The organism is Alsobacter sp. SYSU BS001988 (assembly GCF_054796215.1).
Genome location: NZ_JBTAMK010000001.1, coordinates 97,543 through 113,092 on the forward strand (window position 1 = coordinate 97,543; position 15,550 = coordinate 113,092).

The following is a 15,550-nucleotide window of genomic DNA, read 5'->3' on the forward strand; positions in this document are numbered from 1 at the left end:
GGGCGGGCGGCATGGCGCAGCGGACGGACCAGAGACGGAGCGACCAGGGCGGACTCGCTCCGGCCGCCGCCACGGCGCTGGCGGTGCTGGGGGCGCTCGGCTTCGCCAAGCTGTTCGAGCCCGTGCTCGGCCTGGAGAACATCGACCTCGTGTTCCTGACCGCCGTCGTGGCGATCGCGGCCCGCTACGGCCTGGGGCCCTCCATCGCGGCGTCGATCGCGACCGTGCTGGCCTACAACTTCTTTTTCCTGCCGCCGCTCTACACCTTCGTGGTGTCGGAACCCAGGCACGTCGCCGCGCTGGTCTTCTTCACCATCGTGGCGGTGATCACCAGCAACCTCGCGGCCCGGGCGCGGCGGCGTGCGCTCGAAGCCCGCAGCCGGGCGGAGACCAACGAGGCGCTGTTCGCCTTCAGCCGCGACATCGCCGACGCGCAGGCCGGGGACGACCTGCTCGGCGCCACGGTCGCCCGCATGGCCAAGCTGATGGGGCGCGACGTCATCCTGTTGTTGCGCGCCCCGTCCGGCGCGCTGGAGACCGGGGCGGCCTCGCAGGCCGGTGCCGCAGCGTCGGACCTCGAGCGCCAGGCCGTCCAGTCGGCCTGGAGCGACGCAGCCAAGGCCTCCGGCGTGGACCGTGAGGTCCTGCGCTTTGGCGAGCGCTTCTACTTTCCCATGCGCGCCAGCCACGGCGTGACGGGCGCGGTGGGGCTCGGCCCCTCGCCGGACGGCGCCCTGTCGGCCGAGGACGAACGGCTCGTGCGGGCGCTGGCGGACATGATCGCCGTCGCCGTGGAGCGCACCAGGCTCGCGGCGGAGCGGGACGAGGCCCGGCTCGCCGCGGAGGCGGAGCGGTTGCGCTCGGCCCTGCTGAACTCGCTCTCGCATGACCTGAAGACGCCGCTCGCCTCCATCACGGGCGCGATCACGGCGCTGCGCGAGTATGGCGCCCTCTACGACGCGGCCTCGCGCGACGAGCTCGCCGCCACGATCCAGGACGAGGCCGAGCGCATGACCCGCTTCGTCGGCAACCTCCTGGACATGACGCGGCTGGAGGCGGGCGCCGTCCGGCTCCTTCGCGAGCCGACCGATGTGGGCGAAACGATCGGGGCGGCCCTCCGGCGCACGGCGTCGCTGACCAGGGATCACCGGATCGTCGTGCAGGTCGCCGGCGAGCTCCCCCTGCTGGATCTCGACGCCGCGCTGCTGGAGCAGGCGGTCGTCAATCTGGTCGATAATGCTGTCAAATACGCTCCGGCGGGCTCCGCCGTGACGCTCTCGGCGCAGGCCGAGGCGGACGGCGTCAGGATCCAGGTCGCCGACGAGGGGCCGGGCTTGCCGCCCGACGCGCCCGAGCGGGTGTTCGACCTGTTCTACCGCGCCCCAGGGGCCGGGCCGCGGCCGGCCGGGACCGGGCTCGGGCTGGCGATCGTCCGCGGCTTCGTCGAGGCGCTGGGCGGGACCGTTTCGGCGCGCGATGGGGCCGGAGGGCGCGGAGCCGTGTTCACGCTGGCCTTCCCGCTGACGCTCGCCTCCCCTGCGCCCGGAGCCGACCCATGACCACGCCCGCCATCCCGCTGCTGGTCGTCGACGACGAGGGTCCGATCCGCAGGCTCATGCGCACGAGCCTCGGCGCGCAGGGCTACCGCGTGCTGGAGGCCGCCACCGGAGCCGCCGCGCTCGCCGCCGCCGCCCGCGACGCGCCGGACGCGATCCTGCTCGATCTCGGCCTGCCGGACATCGGCGGCCTGGAGGTGATCCGGCGCCTGCGGGCCTCGGGCGACCCCACGCCCATCATCGTGCTTTCGAGCAGGGACGACGAGCGGGGCAAGGTGGAGGCCTTGGACCTCGGGGCCGACGACTATGTCACCAAGCCCTTCGGCATGGCCGAGCTGGTCGCCCGGATCCGCACGGCGCTCCGCCACCGCATCCAGCAGCAGGGGGCCGAAGCGGTGTTCCGCAGCGGCGACCTCCTCGTCGACCTCACCCGCCGCATCGTCCAGGTCGGCGGCGTCGACGTGAAGCTGTCCAACAAGGAGTGGGCGATCCTGCGAGTCCTGGTCTTGAACGCCGGCAGGGTGCTCACCCACAAGGCGCTGATGCAGGAGGTGTGGGGGCCGACCGTCGACGTGCAGTATCTGCGCATCTATGTCCGCCAGCTGCGCCAGAAGATCGAGCGGGACCCGGAACGGCCCGAGCACATCGTGACCGAGACGGGGGTGGGCTACCGCCTGAGCGACGCCGGGTGACGGCCCGCGTCCGCCTGCGGCCCGGGGCAGCTAGAGCGCAACTTTCACGGCGATGACGCGTTTGCGCCCGTGTCAGCCTCCAGCGAGACGGTCCTCATGCTTCATTCGCCCGCGCCTTCCGCCCCGCGTCGCTCCAGGACCCGGGGCGCCGTCCGATGAGCGCCGGGACGATGAGGGCGGCCCGCCTGGAGGCCGCCGGCCGGGCGACCGTGGTCGAGGCTCCCATCCCGGTCCCCGGGGCCGGGCAGGTCCGGATCCGTCTCGAAGGCTGCGGAGTCTGCGCCTCCAACCTGACGCCCTGGGCCGGGCCGGACTGGATGGAGTTTCCGACCCAGCCAGGCGATCTCGGCCATGAGGGCTGGGGCGTCGTCGACGCGCTGGGCGAGGGCGTCCAGGAGCTCGCCCCAGGCGACCGCGTCGCGGCGCTCTCGTTCAGGAGCTACGCCGAATACGACGTGGCGGACGCCCGGAACGTCGTCAGGCTCCCGGATGCGTTGGCCGGCCAGCCCTTCCCGGGCGAGCCGCTGGGCTGCGCTATGAACATCTTCCGGCGCAGCGGAATCGAGGCCGGCCAGACGGTAGCGATCGTCGGCGTCGGCTTCCTCGGGGCCATCCTGACCCGCCTCGCCGCGGACGCCGGCGCCAGGGTCATCGCCATCTCGCGCCGGGATTATTCGCTCGACCTCGCGCGGCGCATGGGCGCGGCCGAGACGATCCCGATGGAGGACCACGGCGCCGTCATCGCCCGGGTCAAGGACCTCACGGGCGGCGTCTTCTGCGACCGGGTCATCGAGGCGGTCGGCAAGCAATGGCCGCTCGACCTCGCGGCCGAGATCACCCGCGAGCGCGGACGGCTGATCGTGGCCGGCTACCACCAGGACGGACCGCGGCAGGTGAACATGTGGCTGTGGAACTGGCGCGGCCTCGACGTCATCAACGCCCATGAGCGCGACCCGAAGGTTTACATGCAGGGCATCCGCGAGGCGGTCGACGCGGTGGCGTCCGGCCGGCTGGACCCGTCGGGCCTCTACACGCACCGCTTCCCGCTGGACCGGCTGGGCGACGCCCTGGACGCCACGCGCGACCGACCGGACGGCTTCCTCAAGGCGCTGGTGACCTTCTGATGGCGGCGCGTCGCCCCCGCATCGGCTTTCTCGGCGTCGGCTGGATCGGCCGCCACCGCATGCAGGCCATCCTGGAGACCGGGCTCGTCGAGGCGGCCGCCGTCGCCGACCCCTCGCCCGAGATGGCGCAGGAGGCCGGGCGCCTCGCCCCGAGGGCCCTGCAGGCCGCCACGCTCGACGACCTTCTGGACGCCGGGATCGACGGCGTCGTCATCGCCACCCCGAGCGCCCTTCACGCCGAGCAGTCCATCCGGGCGCTGGAGCGCGGCGTCGCGGTGTTCTGCCAGAAGCCCCTCGGCCGCACCGCCGCGGAAGCCCAGGCCGTGGTGGACGCGGCCCGCAGGGCCGACCGCCTGCTCTGCGTCGACCTCTCCTACCGCTTCACGGAGGGCATGGCGAAGATCCGCGACGTCGTCGCGTCCGGGGGACTGGGACGCGTCTACGCGGTCGACCTCGTCTTCCACAACGCCTATGGGCCGGACAAGCCGTGGTTCTACGATCAGGCCCAGTCGGGCGGCGGCTGCGTGATGGATCTCGGCGTCCACCTCGTCGACCTGGCGCTGTGGACGCTGGGCTTTCCCGGCGTGACCGGCGCGACCAGCTCGCTCTTCGCCGGGGGCGAGCCGCTGGCCGGCCGCGCCGACCGGGTGGAGGACTACGCCGTCGCGTCGCTCACGCTGGACACCGGCGCGGTGGTCCAGCTCGCCTGTTCGTGGCGGCTGCAGGCCGGCTGCGACGCCATCGTCTCGGCCGCCTTCTACGGGACGGAGGGCGGCGCGGCGCTGCGCAACGTCGACGGCTCGTTCTACGACTTCCGGGCCGAGCGATTCCGCGGGACCGCCCGGGAGGAGCTCTCCGCCCCGCCGGACGCCTGGGGCGGCCGCGCGGCGGCCGACTGGGCCCGCCGGCTGGCGGCCGGCGAGCGCTTCGACCCGCAAGCCATGCGGCTCGTGGACGTCAGCCGCGCCCTCGACCGGATCTACGGGCGCCCCGGTTCCTGATCGGCCCGGCTCGTGCGAGCCTCGGGCGATTCGGCCCCGCGCCTGCGGCGAGGCTCACTGACGGACGAGGACGACATGCCGGCGATAGCGATCCATGGCGGATGCGGGGTGATGGCCAGGCTCGGCCTCTCGGAGGACGAGTGGCGCGCCGCGCGCGACGACCTGGCGCGCGCGCTCCGGGCCGGCTGGGCCCGGCTGCAGGCCGGCGGGAGCGCCGTCGACGCGGTCGAGGCCGCCGTGACCACGATGGAGGACTCGCCGCATTTCAACGCCGGCCATGGGGCGGCCTTCAACGCCGCGGGCGAGAACGAGCTCGACGCCGCCATCATGGACGGCGCGACGCTGGGCGCCGGCGCGGTCTGCGCGGCGCGGCGCATCCGCAACCCGGTCCGGGCCGCCCGCGCGCTGATGGAGGGCGGCGAGACCGTGATGCTGACGGGCGACGCCGCCGACCGCTTCGCCGCCGCCGCCGGCCTGCCGGTCGAGGACCCCGCTTACTTCGGCACCCAGAGGCGCCGCGACGCGCTCGCCTCCATGCAGGCGCGCCTGCGCGCCGGGACGGCGGCCGAGGCCAGCGAGGCCGAGAAGCACGGCACCGTCGGGGCCGTCGCGCTCGACGCGAAGGGCCATCTGGCCGCCGCCACCTCGACGGGCGGGTTCACCAACAAGCCGGTCGGCCGCGTCGGCGACAGCCCGGTCATCGGCGCCGGGACCTATGCGCGCGACGGCGTCTGCGCGGTGTCGGGCACCGGCAAGGGCGAGTTCTTCATCCGCCACGTGGTCGGGCACGAGATCGCCAGCCGCATGGCCTATCTGGGCGAGGACGTCGAGACGGCCTCGCGCCGCGTCGTCATGGAGGACCTCGCGCCCCACGGGATCGGAGCCGGGCTCGTCGCCATCGACGCGCAGGGGCGCATCGCCGCGCCCTACAACACCGACGGCATGTTCCGCGGCTGGATCGGGCCGGACGGGCGCCTCAGCGTCGCCACCCACGACGAGGTCTACGCGCTCGGGCCGGCCGGCTGAACCTCTCAGCCGGAGAGGTCGGCGAAGCGGCGGGCCAGCAGATAGGCGACCGTGGCCGAGACGGCCGTCACGGTCGCGCCCCAGGCGATGTCGACCAGCGCCATCGCGGGCGTGTAGCCGCGCAGCGTCGCCCAGTTGGTGAGATCGTAGGTGGCGTAGGCGAAGAAGCCGAACAGCGCACCATAGAGGGCCGCGTCGGTCCATTGGCCCGAGCGCACGGCCGGCATCATGGCGAAGACCACGATGCCGACGACATAGAGCAGGTAGAAGGCGGCCGCGACCGGCAGGTTCGGCTTGTCGAGCAGCAGCGCGCCGATCTGCTCCATGTAGAACTTGCGCGCCACGATCGACAGCCAGGCGAGATCGAGGGGCAGCATCACGGCCGCGGCGCAGAGATAGAGGATGATGGCTCGCTTCATGCCCGAACGTCCGCTCCGAAGGCGCGGCCGGATGGTCGGACGCCTCCTGTGTGCGTACCGGAAGGCAAGCTGGATCACGGCGGCGGGCACGAGAGGGTGATTCGACGCAGCCCTCCTGTTTTGGCAGAGTGCGGGTTGGGGGGCGCCTCTGCTCGCGGGTGCTCGCGATGTTCGAGTTCGCTGAATTCCAGAAGCCCTGCCCGGGTTGCGGCAACAGGACTCCCAGCCTGTTCACCTGGGCCAAGACCGACAACAAGCTGCTCTGCATGCGCTGCGGCGGCGCGATCGAGCTGCCCGAAGCGGCCCGCTTCATGCGCTTCCGGTTCGCCCAGACGGGAGCGTTGCTCACCGAGGCCGAGCGCAAGGTCTTCGAAGACACGCACTGAGGCCGCGGCCACGCTCCCGGCGGGAGCGCGGCCGGGGGACGTCAGGCGTCGAGCAGATGCTCGATGCGGATCGGCAGGCTGCGGATGCGCTTGCCGGTGGCGTGGTGGACGGCGTTGGCGACCGCCGCGTTGGTCCCCACATTGCCGAGCTCGCCGAGGCCCTTGATGCCGGAGGGGTTGACCAGCTGGTCCTCCTCCGACAGCAGGATCACCTTGACCTCCGCCACGTCGGCGTTCACCGGGATCAGATATTCCGAGAGGTTGTCGTTGACGTAGCGGGCGGCCCGCACGTCGATCTCGGTCTGCTCGTGCAGGGCGGAGCCGAGGCCCCAGATCAAGCCCCCCATCAGCTGGCTGCGCGCCGTCCGGGGGTTCATGATGTGGCCCGCCGCGAAGGCGCCGACCAGCCGGGGCGCGCGGATCTCGCGCGTCCGCTCATGCACGCGCACCTCCACGAACTCCGCCCCGAATGCGTACTGGATGCGGTCCTCGAGCCGCGAGCCGCCGGTGATGCCGGACTTGCCCGCATAGAGCCCGGCCAGGGCGTCCGGGCTGGAGCCATGCGGGACGAACTCGCCATATTCCTCGAGCGCGCCCGCGCCGAGAGCCTTGAAGAGCTCGCCCACGTCGTGGAATTCGCCGCCGGGGCCGATGAGCTTGCCCTGGGCGATGGTCCACCCGGACAGGCCCGCGCCGGGGCCGCCGACCGAGGCGGTCGTCTGCGGCTCGGCCCGCGCCACAAGCCGGCCGATGATCCGCTCGCAGGCCAGGGCCACGGCCGAGCAGACGCTCGCGGTCGAGATCGAGCCGCCGGCCACCGGCGCGGGCGGGAGCTGGGTGTCGCCCATCACGACGTCGACGTCCTCCAGCGGCACGCCGAGCTTCTCCGACGCCATCTGGGCCACCACCGTGTAGGCGCCGGTGCCGATCTCGTGGCCCGCCGTCTCCACCCGGACGCCGCCCTGCGGGCGATAGCGCACGCGCGCCGCCGCCGGGGCGAGCTGGGTCGGATAGCAGGCGGTGGCGCAGCCCCAGCCGATCAGCCAGTCGCCGTCCCGCATCGAACCGGGGCGCCTGTCCCGGCCCGACCAGCCGAAAGCCTCGGCGGCCGCGTCATAGCACTGCATCAGCGAGCGGCTGGTGTAGGGCAGGCCCTTGATGGGCTCGTTCATGGTGTCGTTGACGCGCCTGAGCTCGACCGGGTCCATGTCGAGCTTGAAGGCGAGCTCGTCCATGGCGCTCTCCAGGGCGAACATGTAGGGCACTTCCGGCGGCGAGCGCATGAAGCCGGGCGTGTTGCGGTCGGCATGGACGATGTTCACCTTGGTGAACACGTTCGGGACCTTGTATATGCGCGCGGTCGTATCCGTGCCGGCCACCATATAGGCGTCGGGCCGGGAAGTGACCTCCCACCCCTCATGCGACAGCGCCGTCAATCGGCCGTCGCGCGACGCGCCGAGGCGCACATGGTGGCGCGTCTCCGCCCGGTAGGTCGCGACCGTGTAGCCCTGGTCGCGCGTGGTCACGAGCTTCACCGGCCGGCCCAGCCGGCGCGCCGCGATGGCCACCAGCGCGGTGCGGGGCGTGATCGCGCCCTTCGAGCCGAAGGCGCCGCCGATGAAGCGGCTGACGATGCGGATGTCCTGCTGGTCCATCCCGAGCTGTTCCGCCAGGCCGGCGCGCAGGCCGTAGACGGTCTGGCTGGGCTCGTGGACGGTCAGCTCGGAGCCCGACCACAGGCATGTGGTGGTGAAGAGTTCGATGGGATTGTGATGCTGGGTCGGGGTCTCGTATCGCCCCTCCACCACCACGTCGGCGGTCGCGAGCGCCTGCTCGGCGTCGCCGACCTGCGGATCCTCGTGCTTGTCGCTGGCGTCCTTGGCGGACCGCTCCTGCGCGCCGGGGGCGTCGAAGCCGGCCGAGGGCCGTTCGGCGAAGTAGCGCGCCTTCAGCCGGTAGGCGGCGTCGCGCGCCGCCTCGAAGGTGTCGGCCACCACCATGGCGACGATCTGGCCGTCGTGGAAGATCTGGTCGGTCTCCAGCGGCCGGATGCTGGTCGAGGCGGTCCCGCCCTGGCTCATCATCGTGGCGGCCTTCACCTCGCCCGAGACGTTCTGGTGCGTCAGCACGTCGAGCACGCCCGGCATGTCCAGCACCGAGGCGGGATCGATGGAGAGGACCTTGCCCTTGGCGATCGGGCTCGTGACCAGGACCGCGAAGGCCGGGTTGGCGACCGGGATGTCGGAGGCGTAGCGGGCCGCGCCGGTGACCTTGAGGCGGCCGTCGATGCGCGGGGCCGGCTGGCCCATATTGGCTTTGGGTTCGGGTGCGGCGTCGACCATCGGTCAGCCCTCCATCTCGGCGGCCTGGATGAGCGCCCGGACCAGGGTCTCCTGGCCGAGCTTCACCTTGAAGGCGTTGTCCCCTGCGGGCCGCGCCCGCTCGAAGGCGGCGCTCGCGGCCTTGCGGGCCAGGTCCTCGTCGAAGCGCTGGCCGCGCAGGACCTCCTCGGCTTCGTAGGCGCGCCACGGGATGGCGGCCACGCCGCCGAGCGCCACGCGCGCGTCCCGGACGGCGCCGCCGTGGAGGTCGAGGGCGACCGCCGCCGAGGACAGGGCGAAGGCGTAGGATTCGCGGTCCCGGACCTTGAGATAGAGGGAGCGGCGGGCCCAGGGCTTCGCCGGGACCGTGATGGCGGTGATCAGTTCGCCCGGGTCCAGCACCGTCTCGACCTCCGGCGCATCGCCCGGCAGGCGGTGCAGGCGCGCCGCCTCGATGCGGCGGCGGCCGCGCGGACCGATGGTCTCGACCGCGCCGTCCAGCGCCACGAGAGCCTGGGCGAAGTCGCCCGGATAGCTGGCGATGCAGTGCTGGCTCACGCCCAGCACGGCGTGCAGGCGGTTCACGCCGCCCAGCGCCGAACAGCCCGAGCCGGGATCGCGCTTGTTGCACGCGTCCCAGGACGTGTCGCGGAAATAGGGGCAGCGCGTGCGTTGCAGCAGGTTGCCGCCCATCGTCGCCATGTTGCGCAGCTGCGCGCTCGCGGCGAGCAGGAGGCTTTGCGACAAAGCCGGGTAGTCGCGCTTCACCGTCTCGTCGTCGGCCACGACCGCCATCGGGGCCAGGGCGCCGATGCGCAGGCCGCGCTCGCCGGCCTGGACACCGCGCATGTCCGGCTCCTGCTCGGCGAGGCCCTTGACGTCGACCAGCGCCTGCGGGCGCATGACGTCGAGCTTCATGAGGTCGACGAGGGTCGTGCCGCCGGCCAGGAACGCCACCGGGGACGAGACCGCGGGGCCGCGGCCGACATCGGCGAGCCCGACGGCTTCGCGCAGGGTTTCGGGCCTGCTGTACTGGAACGGGCGCATGGGTCAGCCCTCCATCCGGTCGCGCGCCTGCTCGACGGCGGCGACGATGTTGGGATAGGCGGCGCATCGGCACAGATTGCCGCTCATGAATTCGCGGATCGCCGCCGGCGAGGAGGCATGCCCCTCCTGCACGCAGGCGACGGCGGACATGATCTGCCCGGGCGTGCAGTAGCCGCATTGGAACGCGTCATGATCGATGAAGGCCTGCTGCATGGGGTGCAGGTCGCCCTGCGCTCCGGCGAGCCCCTCGATGGTGGTCACCTCGCGGCCTTGCACGCTGACCGCCAGCGTCAGGCAGGAGAGGACGCGGGCGCCGTCGAGATGCACCGTGCAGGCGCCGCATTGGCCGTGGTCGCAGCCCTTCTTGCCGCCGGTCAGGCCCACATGCTCGCGCAAGGCGTCGAGCAGGCTGGTGCGGACGTCCAGCGCCAGCCGATGCTCCTGCCCGTTGATCCTGAGCCGCATCGGGACGGGCGCGGCCGGGTCCGGCTCGCGCCGCGTCTGGGCGGCGGCGGGGCCGGCGAGGCTTTCGGCCACGAGCGGGGCCGCGAGGGTGGAGGCTGACGCCCCGAGGAAATGTCGGCGGTTGACGGCCGGCCGCGTCGCGTCGTCGCTAGCCATGGGAGGCTCCGGTCATGGGGGGTGAACCTGTCCCCCAACGGCGCCCCGGGCATGCGGTTCCGGCCGGCCCGGCCCTCGGCGCCCGTGGCGCTCCGCCGCAGCAGGCCCGGCTCGCCCCGGCTCAATCCCAGAGATGGCGGTTCCACATATGGGTGCAAATGCGGTAGTCGGCGCCCTCCATCCGGCAGAGGAACAGGTACTTGCCCGAGACCGTGCGGTGGTTGTCCTTCATGTGGAAGGCGTAGACGCCGATCTCCTGGACCATGTCGGGGGCGATCGCCCGCCGGTCCTCGCAGGTGATGGTGACCGCCGAGGCGTGCTCGGCGAAGCTCGCCCAGAAGCCGCCGGCGCCCGCCCGGCCGCGCACCACGCCCGAGTTGATCGGCACGACGACGGCGTCCTCGGCGTAGAGATCCTGGATGGCGGCGTGATCCTGCGCGTTGAACGCGGCGAACCAGGCGTCGTTGAGCCTCGCCAGGGCCTGCTCGTCGATGGTCATCGCGAAGTCCCTTCCTGCGATTTCTCTGCAGATTGCAACTCTACGTTGAGAATTCCCTCATAGGGTAACTTGGGTGTCTTCCGTCGCGGTGTCCTGATGCTGGAAAAATCCTGGCGAGGCCGGTTCGTCACGAGGCTCGTGAGCCATGTCTCGCAGTCCGACCAGGAGCGGGGCTCCGGCGCGGATCACGATCCCTTCCGGGCCGCCGCGGCGCGCCACGAGCGGCCGCATGAGAGACTCTTCCCTTACGACGTCGTCGACAAGAAGGCCGAGCAGGAAGCTCGTCGCGGGGCGGCCGGCCGCTTCCGCCCCACCCCGAAGCCGGCCCCGGCCCCGGCCACGGCCGACCTGGAGCAGAGGGTCATCTTCAAGAAGCCCGACCCGAAGGTCGTGGTCATCGTGACCGAGAAGCCGCGTCCGGGCCCCCAATGGCACTGGAAGGCGAACGGGCGCCAGCCGCCGGGCCAATAAGCGAGCCCTCCCCGGCCGGTCAGGGCGCGATGATCTTATCGATGGTGATCGGCAGGTCGCGGATGCGCTTGCCGGTGGCGTGGAACACCGCGTTGGCGATAGCCGCCGCCGTGCCGACGATGCCGATCTCGCCCAGGCCCTTCACGCCGATCGGACTGACCTTGTCGTCATGCTCCTCCACGAAGATCACGTCGATGTCGTGGATGTCGGCGTTCACCGGCACGTGATATTCGCCCAGGTTGTGGTTCATGAAGCGGCCCAGCGTGTGGTCGAGCAGGGTCTCCTCCTGCAGGGCCATGCCGAGGCCCATCACGACGCCGCCCAGGATCTGGCTGCGCGCCGTCTTGGGATTGAGGATGCGCCCGGCCGCGACGGCGTTGACGATGCGGGTGACCCGCACCACGCCCAGCTCCTCGTCGATCTTCACCTCGGCGAAGATGGCCGAATGGGTGTAGCCGGCGTAGAGCATCTGCGTGATCCGGCTGGGCGCGGCGCTCTCCTCCTCCTCGATCGCGTCGAGGCCGGCCCCGGCGAGGATCTCCGAAAAGCTCAGGCTCCGCGCCGCGTCCGACGCGAGGACGACGCGGCCGTCCCGGAACGCCACATGGTCGAGGTCGGCGTTGCCGAGGGGCGAGCCGTCCAGCCCGCGCGCCGCCTTCAGGAGCGACTTGCGGGCCGACTCGCAGGCCGCCTGGACGGCGCTGCCCGCTGACGCGGCGGTCCAGGACCCGCCCTCGACAGGCGACTTCGGCAGCGACGAGTCGCCGAGCTTCACGTCCACCTTGTCGAGGGGCAGCCCGAAGGCGTCCGCCGCAAGCTGCGCCAGGATCGTGTAGGTGCCTGTGCCGATGTCGGCCGTCGCGCAGGCGACCTCGACGCCGCCGTCCCGCTTCACGGTGACTCGAGCGGCCGTCTTCTGCATCATGGCCTCCCAGACGCCGCTGGCCATGCCCCAGCCGACGAGTTCGCGGCCCTCGCGCATCGAGCGCGGCGTGGGATTGCGGTTCGACCAGCCGAAGCGCTCGGCGCCTTGCGCGTAGCAGGCGCGAAGCTCCTTGCTGGTGAAGACCTTGTCCTCGTCCTTGTCCTTGGCGTTGAAGTTGCGCAGCCTGAGCTCGACGGGATCGAGGCCGAGTTCGCAGGCGATCTCGTCCATGGCGGTCTCGAGCGCATAGACGCCCAAGGTCGCGCCCGGCGCGCGCATGTCGCAGGGCGTGTAGGTGTCGAGCTTGGCCAGCCGATAGGTGAGTTCGGCGTTGGGGACGTCGTAGAGGAACCCCGACCAGTTGACGACGACCTCCTGGTAGTCCTCGAATTGCGAGGTGCCGGCCACCGCGTCGTGCTTCACGGCCTGCAGCTTGCCGTCGCGGTCGGCGGCGAGCGCCAGCTGCTGGATCGTGTAGGGGCGGTAGCCAAGCGTGAAGGTCTGGTCGCGGGTGAGCTCCACCCGCACGGAGCGCTTCAGCTCCAGCGCCGCCATGACGGCGAGGAAGAGCTGGTGCTGCGGCCGCAGGCCCGACCCGAAGGCGCCGCCGACGAAGGGCGCGACGACCCGCACGTCCGCGCTGGACAGCCCGAAGACGCTGGCCACGTAGGACTGGCTGTTCTGCGAGCCCTGCGTCTTGTCGTGGATGGTGAGCTTGCCGTCGCCCTCCCACACCACCGTGGTGGCGTGAGGCTCCATGGGATTGTGGTGCTCGATGGCGACGCTGTACTCGTTCTGCAGCTTCACCGGCGCGGCGGCCAGGGCGGCGTCGGCGTCGCCGCGGGGCTTGGGCGGCGGCTTCACGCCGTTGCGCTTCTTGGGAGGCGTATAGGCCTCCTCGCGCTGGAGCTCCAGATTGGTGAAATGCTCTTCGGGCGCGTAGTCGACCCGGACCAGCGTGGCGGCGTAACGGGCGGTCTCGTAGTCGTCCGCCACCACGAGGGCGATCGCCTGGCCGGCGAAGGCGATCGCATCGTCGTAGAGCGGCCGAAACGGCGAGCCCGGAGGCGCGGTCTCGTCGCGGTGCTTGTAGTCGAACCAGGCCGTCGCCGGCCGGTTCTCATGCGTGAACACCTGGACGACGCCCGCCACCGCGAGCGCCTGGGAGGCGTCGATGCGCAGGATTCGCCCGCGCGTGACGGCGCTCGACACGATGACCCCGTGCAGCAGGCCGGGCGCGGCGAACTCGGCGGCGTAGCGGGCTTGACCGGTGACCTTCAGCGGGCCGTCGACGCGGCTGCGCGGGGACCCCACATGCAAATCGGCGTTGCTCATGACGGCGTCCTCACTGGATCCGCTTGTCGGTCTGCGATTGCGGCGTCCCGGCCGCGGCCTGTCCGAGCGCCCGCACGATGGCGCGGCGCGCCAGCTCGATCTTGAAGTCGTTGTGGCCGAACCCCCGCGCGCCGACGAGGAGGCGCTCCGCGACCTGGGCGAACCGCTCCGGCGCCGGCGCCTGTCCTTCGAGGATCGCCTCGGCCTCCGGCGCGCGCCACGGCTTGTGGGCGACGCCGCCCAGCGCCAGGCGGGCCTTCCCGATGACGCCGTCGCGCATCTCCAGCCCGACCGCGACCGACACCAGCGCGAAGGCGTAGGACAGCCGGTCGCGCAGCTTGAGATAGGTGTGGTGCGCCGCGAAGGCGGGACGCGGCAGGTCCACCGCAGTGATCAGCTCGCCGGGCCGCAGCGTGGAATCCGTCTCGGGCGCGTCGCCGGGCAGGCGATGGAACTCGGCCATCGGGATGGCCCGCGCGCCGTCCGGGCCCTCCACCTGCACCACCGCCTCCAGGGCGGCCAGCGCCACGCACATGTCGGACGGATGGGTGGCGATGCAGTGCTCGCTCGTCCCCAGGATGGCGTGGATGCGGTTGACGCCGTCGCGCGCCGAGCAGCCCGACCCGGGCTCGCGCTTGTTGCACGGCGTGGCCGGATCATAGAAATAGTAGCAGCGCGTGCGCTGCAGCAGGTTGCCGCCCGTCGAGGCGGCGTTGCGAAGCTGCGGCGACGCCCCGGCCAGAATGGCGCTCGCCAGGAGCGGGTAGTCGCGCGCGATCCGCTCGTCATGGGCCAGGTTGGAATTGGTCACGAGGGCGCCGATGCGCAGCCCCTCGCCATGGCTCTCGATGCGGTCCAGCGGCAGCCGGGTGATGTCGACGAGGCGGCCCGGGCGCTCCACGTCGTATTTCATCAGGTCCAGCAGATTGGTCCCGCCCGCGATCACGCGCGCGGTCGGATCCCCGGCCAGCTCGCGCACGGCTTCAGCGGCGCTCTGGGCGCGCACATAGGAGAACGGGGTCATGGCCGACCTCCCGGCAGGCCGGCGCGGTCGCCCGCGGCCATGGCCTGCTCGACGGCGGCGACGATGTTCACATAGGCGCCGCAGCGGCAGATGTTTCCGCTCATCAGCTCGCGGATCTCGTCGCGCGTCCTCGCCCTGCCCTCGGCGATCAGCCCCACGGCGGAGCAGATCTGGCCCGGAGTGCAATAGCCGCACTGGAACGCGTCATGGTCGACGAAGGCGGCCTGGACCGGATGGAGTTCGCCGTCCTGGGCCAGGCCCTCGACCGTGACCACGCTCGCGCCGTCCTTCATGACCGCGAGCGTCAGGCAGGAATTGACCCGGACTCCGTCGACCAGGACCGTGCAGGCGCCGCACTGGCCGTGGTCGCAGCCCTTCTTGGTCCCGGTCAGGTCGAGGTCCAGCCTGAGCAGGTCGAGCAGGGTCGTCCAGGGCTGGACCTGCAACGGGCGCTCCACGCCGTTGATCGTGATGCGCACGGGGATGGCGTCCGGAAGCGCGGACGCAGTTCGCGATGGCGTGTTCACGGCAGGTCTCCGGTCGTGACGGGGAGCGTCGGCCTGGAGGCCCGGACGCTTCGTGCAGGATCAACCGGAGGCGCGGGGGATGGTTCCTCCCGACTCCTGGCGCGGACGGTCCGCGCTCAAACGTCGCACGGCGGCGGCGAGGGGGTCGGATTTCGGCGAAGGGGCCGTCGCGACGCCCCTCCGTTCCGTGTCAGGCGAGCGTTGGACAGGTGGGCCGCCAGCTTCAGCGCCGGCGACGATGGGCTCTCACGGGAACCATGCGGCTCTCCGCGTTGTCCTTGGCCTGCGCCACCATGAGGACGAGCGCGAAGGTGAGAGCCGGGACGATCAGGCCGGCCGCCGCAGCGGCATAGAGCGTCGACATCGGGGTTTCTCCTGCAAGGTCTTGAACCAATGCAGATGAAGTTCAGTCTGTTCCCGACGAAGCGGGGTCGCGAGACGCGGACGCTCGGCCATTCTCATGTTCGGAGCGCCACGGCGTCGCGTCTCGTCTGGCCGGTCGGAGTCGGGCCGGCGCATGCGACGCCGGAGGCGAGCGACCGCGCCAGAGGGGGCGCGATCGGCGTCCGAGGCGTG

Annotated in this window: 16 protein-coding genes; 7 read left to right on the forward strand and 9 right to left on the reverse strand. The window is 71.8% G+C overall.

Annotated features, from left to right (window positions below; all coding sequences use genetic code 11):
- Positions 1-11 precede the first annotated feature (11 nt).
- From ACYVO7_RS00485 to ACYVO7_RS00505, 5 genes are all read left to right on the forward strand, one after another.
- On the forward strand, positions 12-1,559 hold the full coding sequence (locus tag ACYVO7_RS00485; protein WP_460447898.1) for a DUF4118 domain-containing protein: 1,548 nt from the start codon (positions 12-14) through the stop codon (positions 1,557-1,559).
- Positions 1,556-2,248, forward strand: a complete 693-nt coding sequence (locus ACYVO7_RS00490) for a response regulator (RefSeq protein WP_460447899.1) — start codon at positions 1,556-1,558, stop codon at positions 2,246-2,248. Before ACYVO7_RS00485 ends, ACYVO7_RS00490 begins: the two co-directional genes overlap by 4 nt.
- 155 nt (positions 2,249-2,403) lie before the next feature.
- Entirely contained in the window at positions 2,404-3,372 is a 969-nt protein-coding gene (locus ACYVO7_RS00495; protein ID WP_460447900.1) for an MDR/zinc-dependent alcohol dehydrogenase-like family protein, read from the forward strand.
- Positions 3,372-4,373 carry a Gfo/Idh/MocA family protein gene (locus ACYVO7_RS00500; RefSeq protein ID WP_460447901.1) on the forward strand — a complete coding sequence of 334 codons (1,002 nt, stop codon included), beginning with the start codon at positions 3,372-3,374 and terminating at the stop codon, positions 4,371-4,373. The genes ACYVO7_RS00495 and ACYVO7_RS00500 overlap by 1 nt, the downstream gene beginning before the upstream one ends.
- A gap of 75 nt (positions 4,374-4,448) precedes the next feature.
- Positions 4,449-5,399, forward strand: a complete 951-nt coding sequence (locus tag ACYVO7_RS00505) for an isoaspartyl peptidase/L-asparaginase family protein (RefSeq protein WP_460447902.1) — start codon at positions 4,449-4,451, stop codon at positions 5,397-5,399.
- A 5-nt stretch (positions 5,400-5,404) separates the two neighbouring features.
- On the opposite strand, the gene ACYVO7_RS00510 is transcribed toward ACYVO7_RS00505, so the two are convergent.
- Entirely contained in the window at positions 5,405-5,818 is a 414-nt protein-coding gene (locus tag ACYVO7_RS00510; RefSeq protein ID WP_460447903.1) for a DUF2177 family protein, read from the reverse strand.
- A gap of 167 nt (positions 5,819-5,985) precedes the next feature.
- Between ACYVO7_RS00510 and ACYVO7_RS00515 the strand changes: the two genes are divergently transcribed.
- Positions 5,986-6,204 (forward strand): hypothetical protein, encoded by a 219-nt coding sequence (locus tag ACYVO7_RS00515; RefSeq protein WP_406856416.1) that lies wholly within the window; start codon positions 5,986-5,988, stop codon positions 6,202-6,204.
- Between the two features lie 41 nt (positions 6,205-6,245).
- On the opposite strand, the gene ACYVO7_RS00520 is transcribed toward ACYVO7_RS00515, so the two are convergent.
- The 4 genes from ACYVO7_RS00520 to ACYVO7_RS00535 all read right to left on the reverse strand — a co-directional run bounded on the left by ACYVO7_RS00520 (position 6,246) and on the right by ACYVO7_RS00535 (position 10,692).
- Positions 6,246-8,546: a xanthine dehydrogenase family protein molybdopterin-binding subunit gene (locus ACYVO7_RS00520; protein ID WP_460447904.1), complete on the reverse strand. Its 2,301-nt coding sequence runs from the start codon at positions 8,544-8,546 to the stop codon at positions 6,246-6,248.
- A 3-nt stretch (positions 8,547-8,549) separates the two neighbouring features.
- Positions 8,550-9,572 carry an FAD binding domain-containing protein gene (locus ACYVO7_RS00525; RefSeq protein WP_460447905.1) on the reverse strand — a complete coding sequence of 341 codons (1,023 nt, stop codon included), beginning with the start codon at positions 9,570-9,572 and terminating at the stop codon, positions 8,550-8,552.
- Positions 9,573-9,575: 3 nt separating this feature from the next.
- Positions 9,576-10,193, reverse strand: a complete 618-nt coding sequence (locus ACYVO7_RS00530; RefSeq protein ID WP_460447906.1) for a (2Fe-2S)-binding protein — start codon at positions 10,191-10,193, stop codon at positions 9,576-9,578.
- A gap of 121 nt (positions 10,194-10,314) precedes the next feature.
- Positions 10,315-10,692, reverse strand: coding sequence for a YybH family protein (locus ACYVO7_RS00535; protein WP_460447907.1), 378 nt, complete (start codon positions 10,690-10,692; stop codon positions 10,315-10,317).
- Positions 10,693-10,788: 96 nt separating this feature from the next.
- On the opposite strand from ACYVO7_RS00535, the gene ACYVO7_RS00540 reads away from it, so the two are divergent.
- Positions 10,789-11,163: a hypothetical protein gene (locus ACYVO7_RS00540; protein ID WP_460447908.1), complete on the forward strand. Its 375-nt coding sequence runs from the start codon at positions 10,789-10,791 to the stop codon at positions 11,161-11,163.
- 19 nt (positions 11,164-11,182) lie between these two features.
- Here ACYVO7_RS00540 and ACYVO7_RS00545 read toward each other — a convergent pair whose 3' ends face one another.
- The 4 genes from ACYVO7_RS00545 to ACYVO7_RS00560 all read right to left on the reverse strand — a co-directional run bounded on the left by ACYVO7_RS00545 (position 11,183) and on the right by ACYVO7_RS00560 (position 15,338).
- A complete protein-coding gene (locus ACYVO7_RS00545) occupies positions 11,183-13,423 on the reverse strand; it encodes a xanthine dehydrogenase family protein molybdopterin-binding subunit (protein WP_460447909.1) in 2,241 nt (746 codons plus the stop codon).
- Between the two features lie 10 nt (positions 13,424-13,433).
- A complete protein-coding gene (locus tag ACYVO7_RS00550) occupies positions 13,434-14,447 on the reverse strand; it encodes an FAD binding domain-containing protein (RefSeq protein WP_460447910.1) in 1,014 nt (337 codons plus the stop codon).
- On the reverse strand, positions 14,444-14,932 hold the full coding sequence (locus ACYVO7_RS00555; protein ID WP_460448527.1) for a (2Fe-2S)-binding protein: 489 nt from the start codon (positions 14,930-14,932) through the stop codon (positions 14,444-14,446). Before ACYVO7_RS00555 ends, ACYVO7_RS00550 begins: the two co-directional genes overlap by 4 nt.
- Before the next feature lie 265 nt (positions 14,933-15,197).
- On the reverse strand, positions 15,198-15,338 hold the full coding sequence (locus ACYVO7_RS00560) for a hypothetical protein (protein WP_460447911.1): 141 nt from the start codon (positions 15,336-15,338) through the stop codon (positions 15,198-15,200).
- Between the last annotated feature and the right edge of the window lie 212 nt (positions 15,339-15,550).

Excerpts from the sequence above, each read along its gene's own strand:
- ACYVO7_RS00525 (WP_460447905.1), bottom strand. The coding sequence starts at position 9,572 with ATGCGCCCGTTCCAGTACAGCAGGCCCGAAACCCTGCGCGAAGCCGTC.
- ACYVO7_RS00515 (WP_406856416.1), top strand. The coding sequence starts at position 5,986 with ATGTTCGAGTTCGCTGAATTCCAGAAGCCCTGCCCGGGTTGCGGCAAC.
- ACYVO7_RS00505 (WP_460447902.1), top strand. The coding sequence starts at position 4,449 with ATGCCGGCGATAGCGATCCATGGCGGATGCGGGGTGATGGCCAGGCTC.
- ACYVO7_RS00495 (WP_460447900.1), top strand. The coding sequence starts at position 2,404 with ATGAGCGCCGGGACGATGAGGGCGGCCCGCCTGGAGGCCGCCGGCCGG.
- ACYVO7_RS00540 (WP_460447908.1), top strand. The coding sequence starts at position 10,789 with ATGCTGGAAAAATCCTGGCGAGGCCGGTTCGTCACGAGGCTCGTGAGC.
- ACYVO7_RS00490 (WP_460447899.1), top strand. The coding sequence starts at position 1,556 with ATGACCACGCCCGCCATCCCGCTGCTGGTCGTCGACGACGAGGGTCCG.
- ACYVO7_RS00530 (WP_460447906.1), bottom strand. The coding sequence starts at position 10,193 with ATGGCTAGCGACGACGCGACGCGGCCGGCCGTCAACCGCCGACATTTC.
- ACYVO7_RS00510 (WP_460447903.1), bottom strand. The coding sequence starts at position 5,818 with ATGAAGCGAGCCATCATCCTCTATCTCTGCGCCGCGGCCGTGATGCTG.
- ACYVO7_RS00485 (WP_460447898.1), top strand. The coding sequence starts at position 12 with ATGGCGCAGCGGACGGACCAGAGACGGAGCGACCAGGGCGGACTCGCT.
- ACYVO7_RS00500 (WP_460447901.1), top strand. The coding sequence starts at position 3,372 with ATGGCGGCGCGTCGCCCCCGCATCGGCTTTCTCGGCGTCGGCTGGATC.
- ACYVO7_RS00520 (WP_460447904.1), bottom strand. The coding sequence starts at position 8,546 with ATGGTCGACGCCGCACCCGAACCCAAAGCCAATATGGGCCAGCCGGCC.
- ACYVO7_RS00550 (WP_460447910.1), bottom strand. The coding sequence starts at position 14,447 with ATGACCCCGTTCTCCTATGTGCGCGCCCAGAGCGCCGCTGAAGCCGTG.
- ACYVO7_RS00560 (WP_460447911.1), bottom strand. The coding sequence starts at position 15,338 with ATGTCGACGCTCTATGCCGCTGCGGCGGCCGGCCTGATCGTCCCGGCT.
- ACYVO7_RS00535 (WP_460447907.1), bottom strand. The coding sequence starts at position 10,692 with ATGACCATCGACGAGCAGGCCCTGGCGAGGCTCAACGACGCCTGGTTC.
- ACYVO7_RS00545 (WP_460447909.1), bottom strand. The coding sequence starts at position 13,423 with ATGAGCAACGCCGATTTGCATGTGGGGTCCCCGCGCAGCCGCGTCGAC.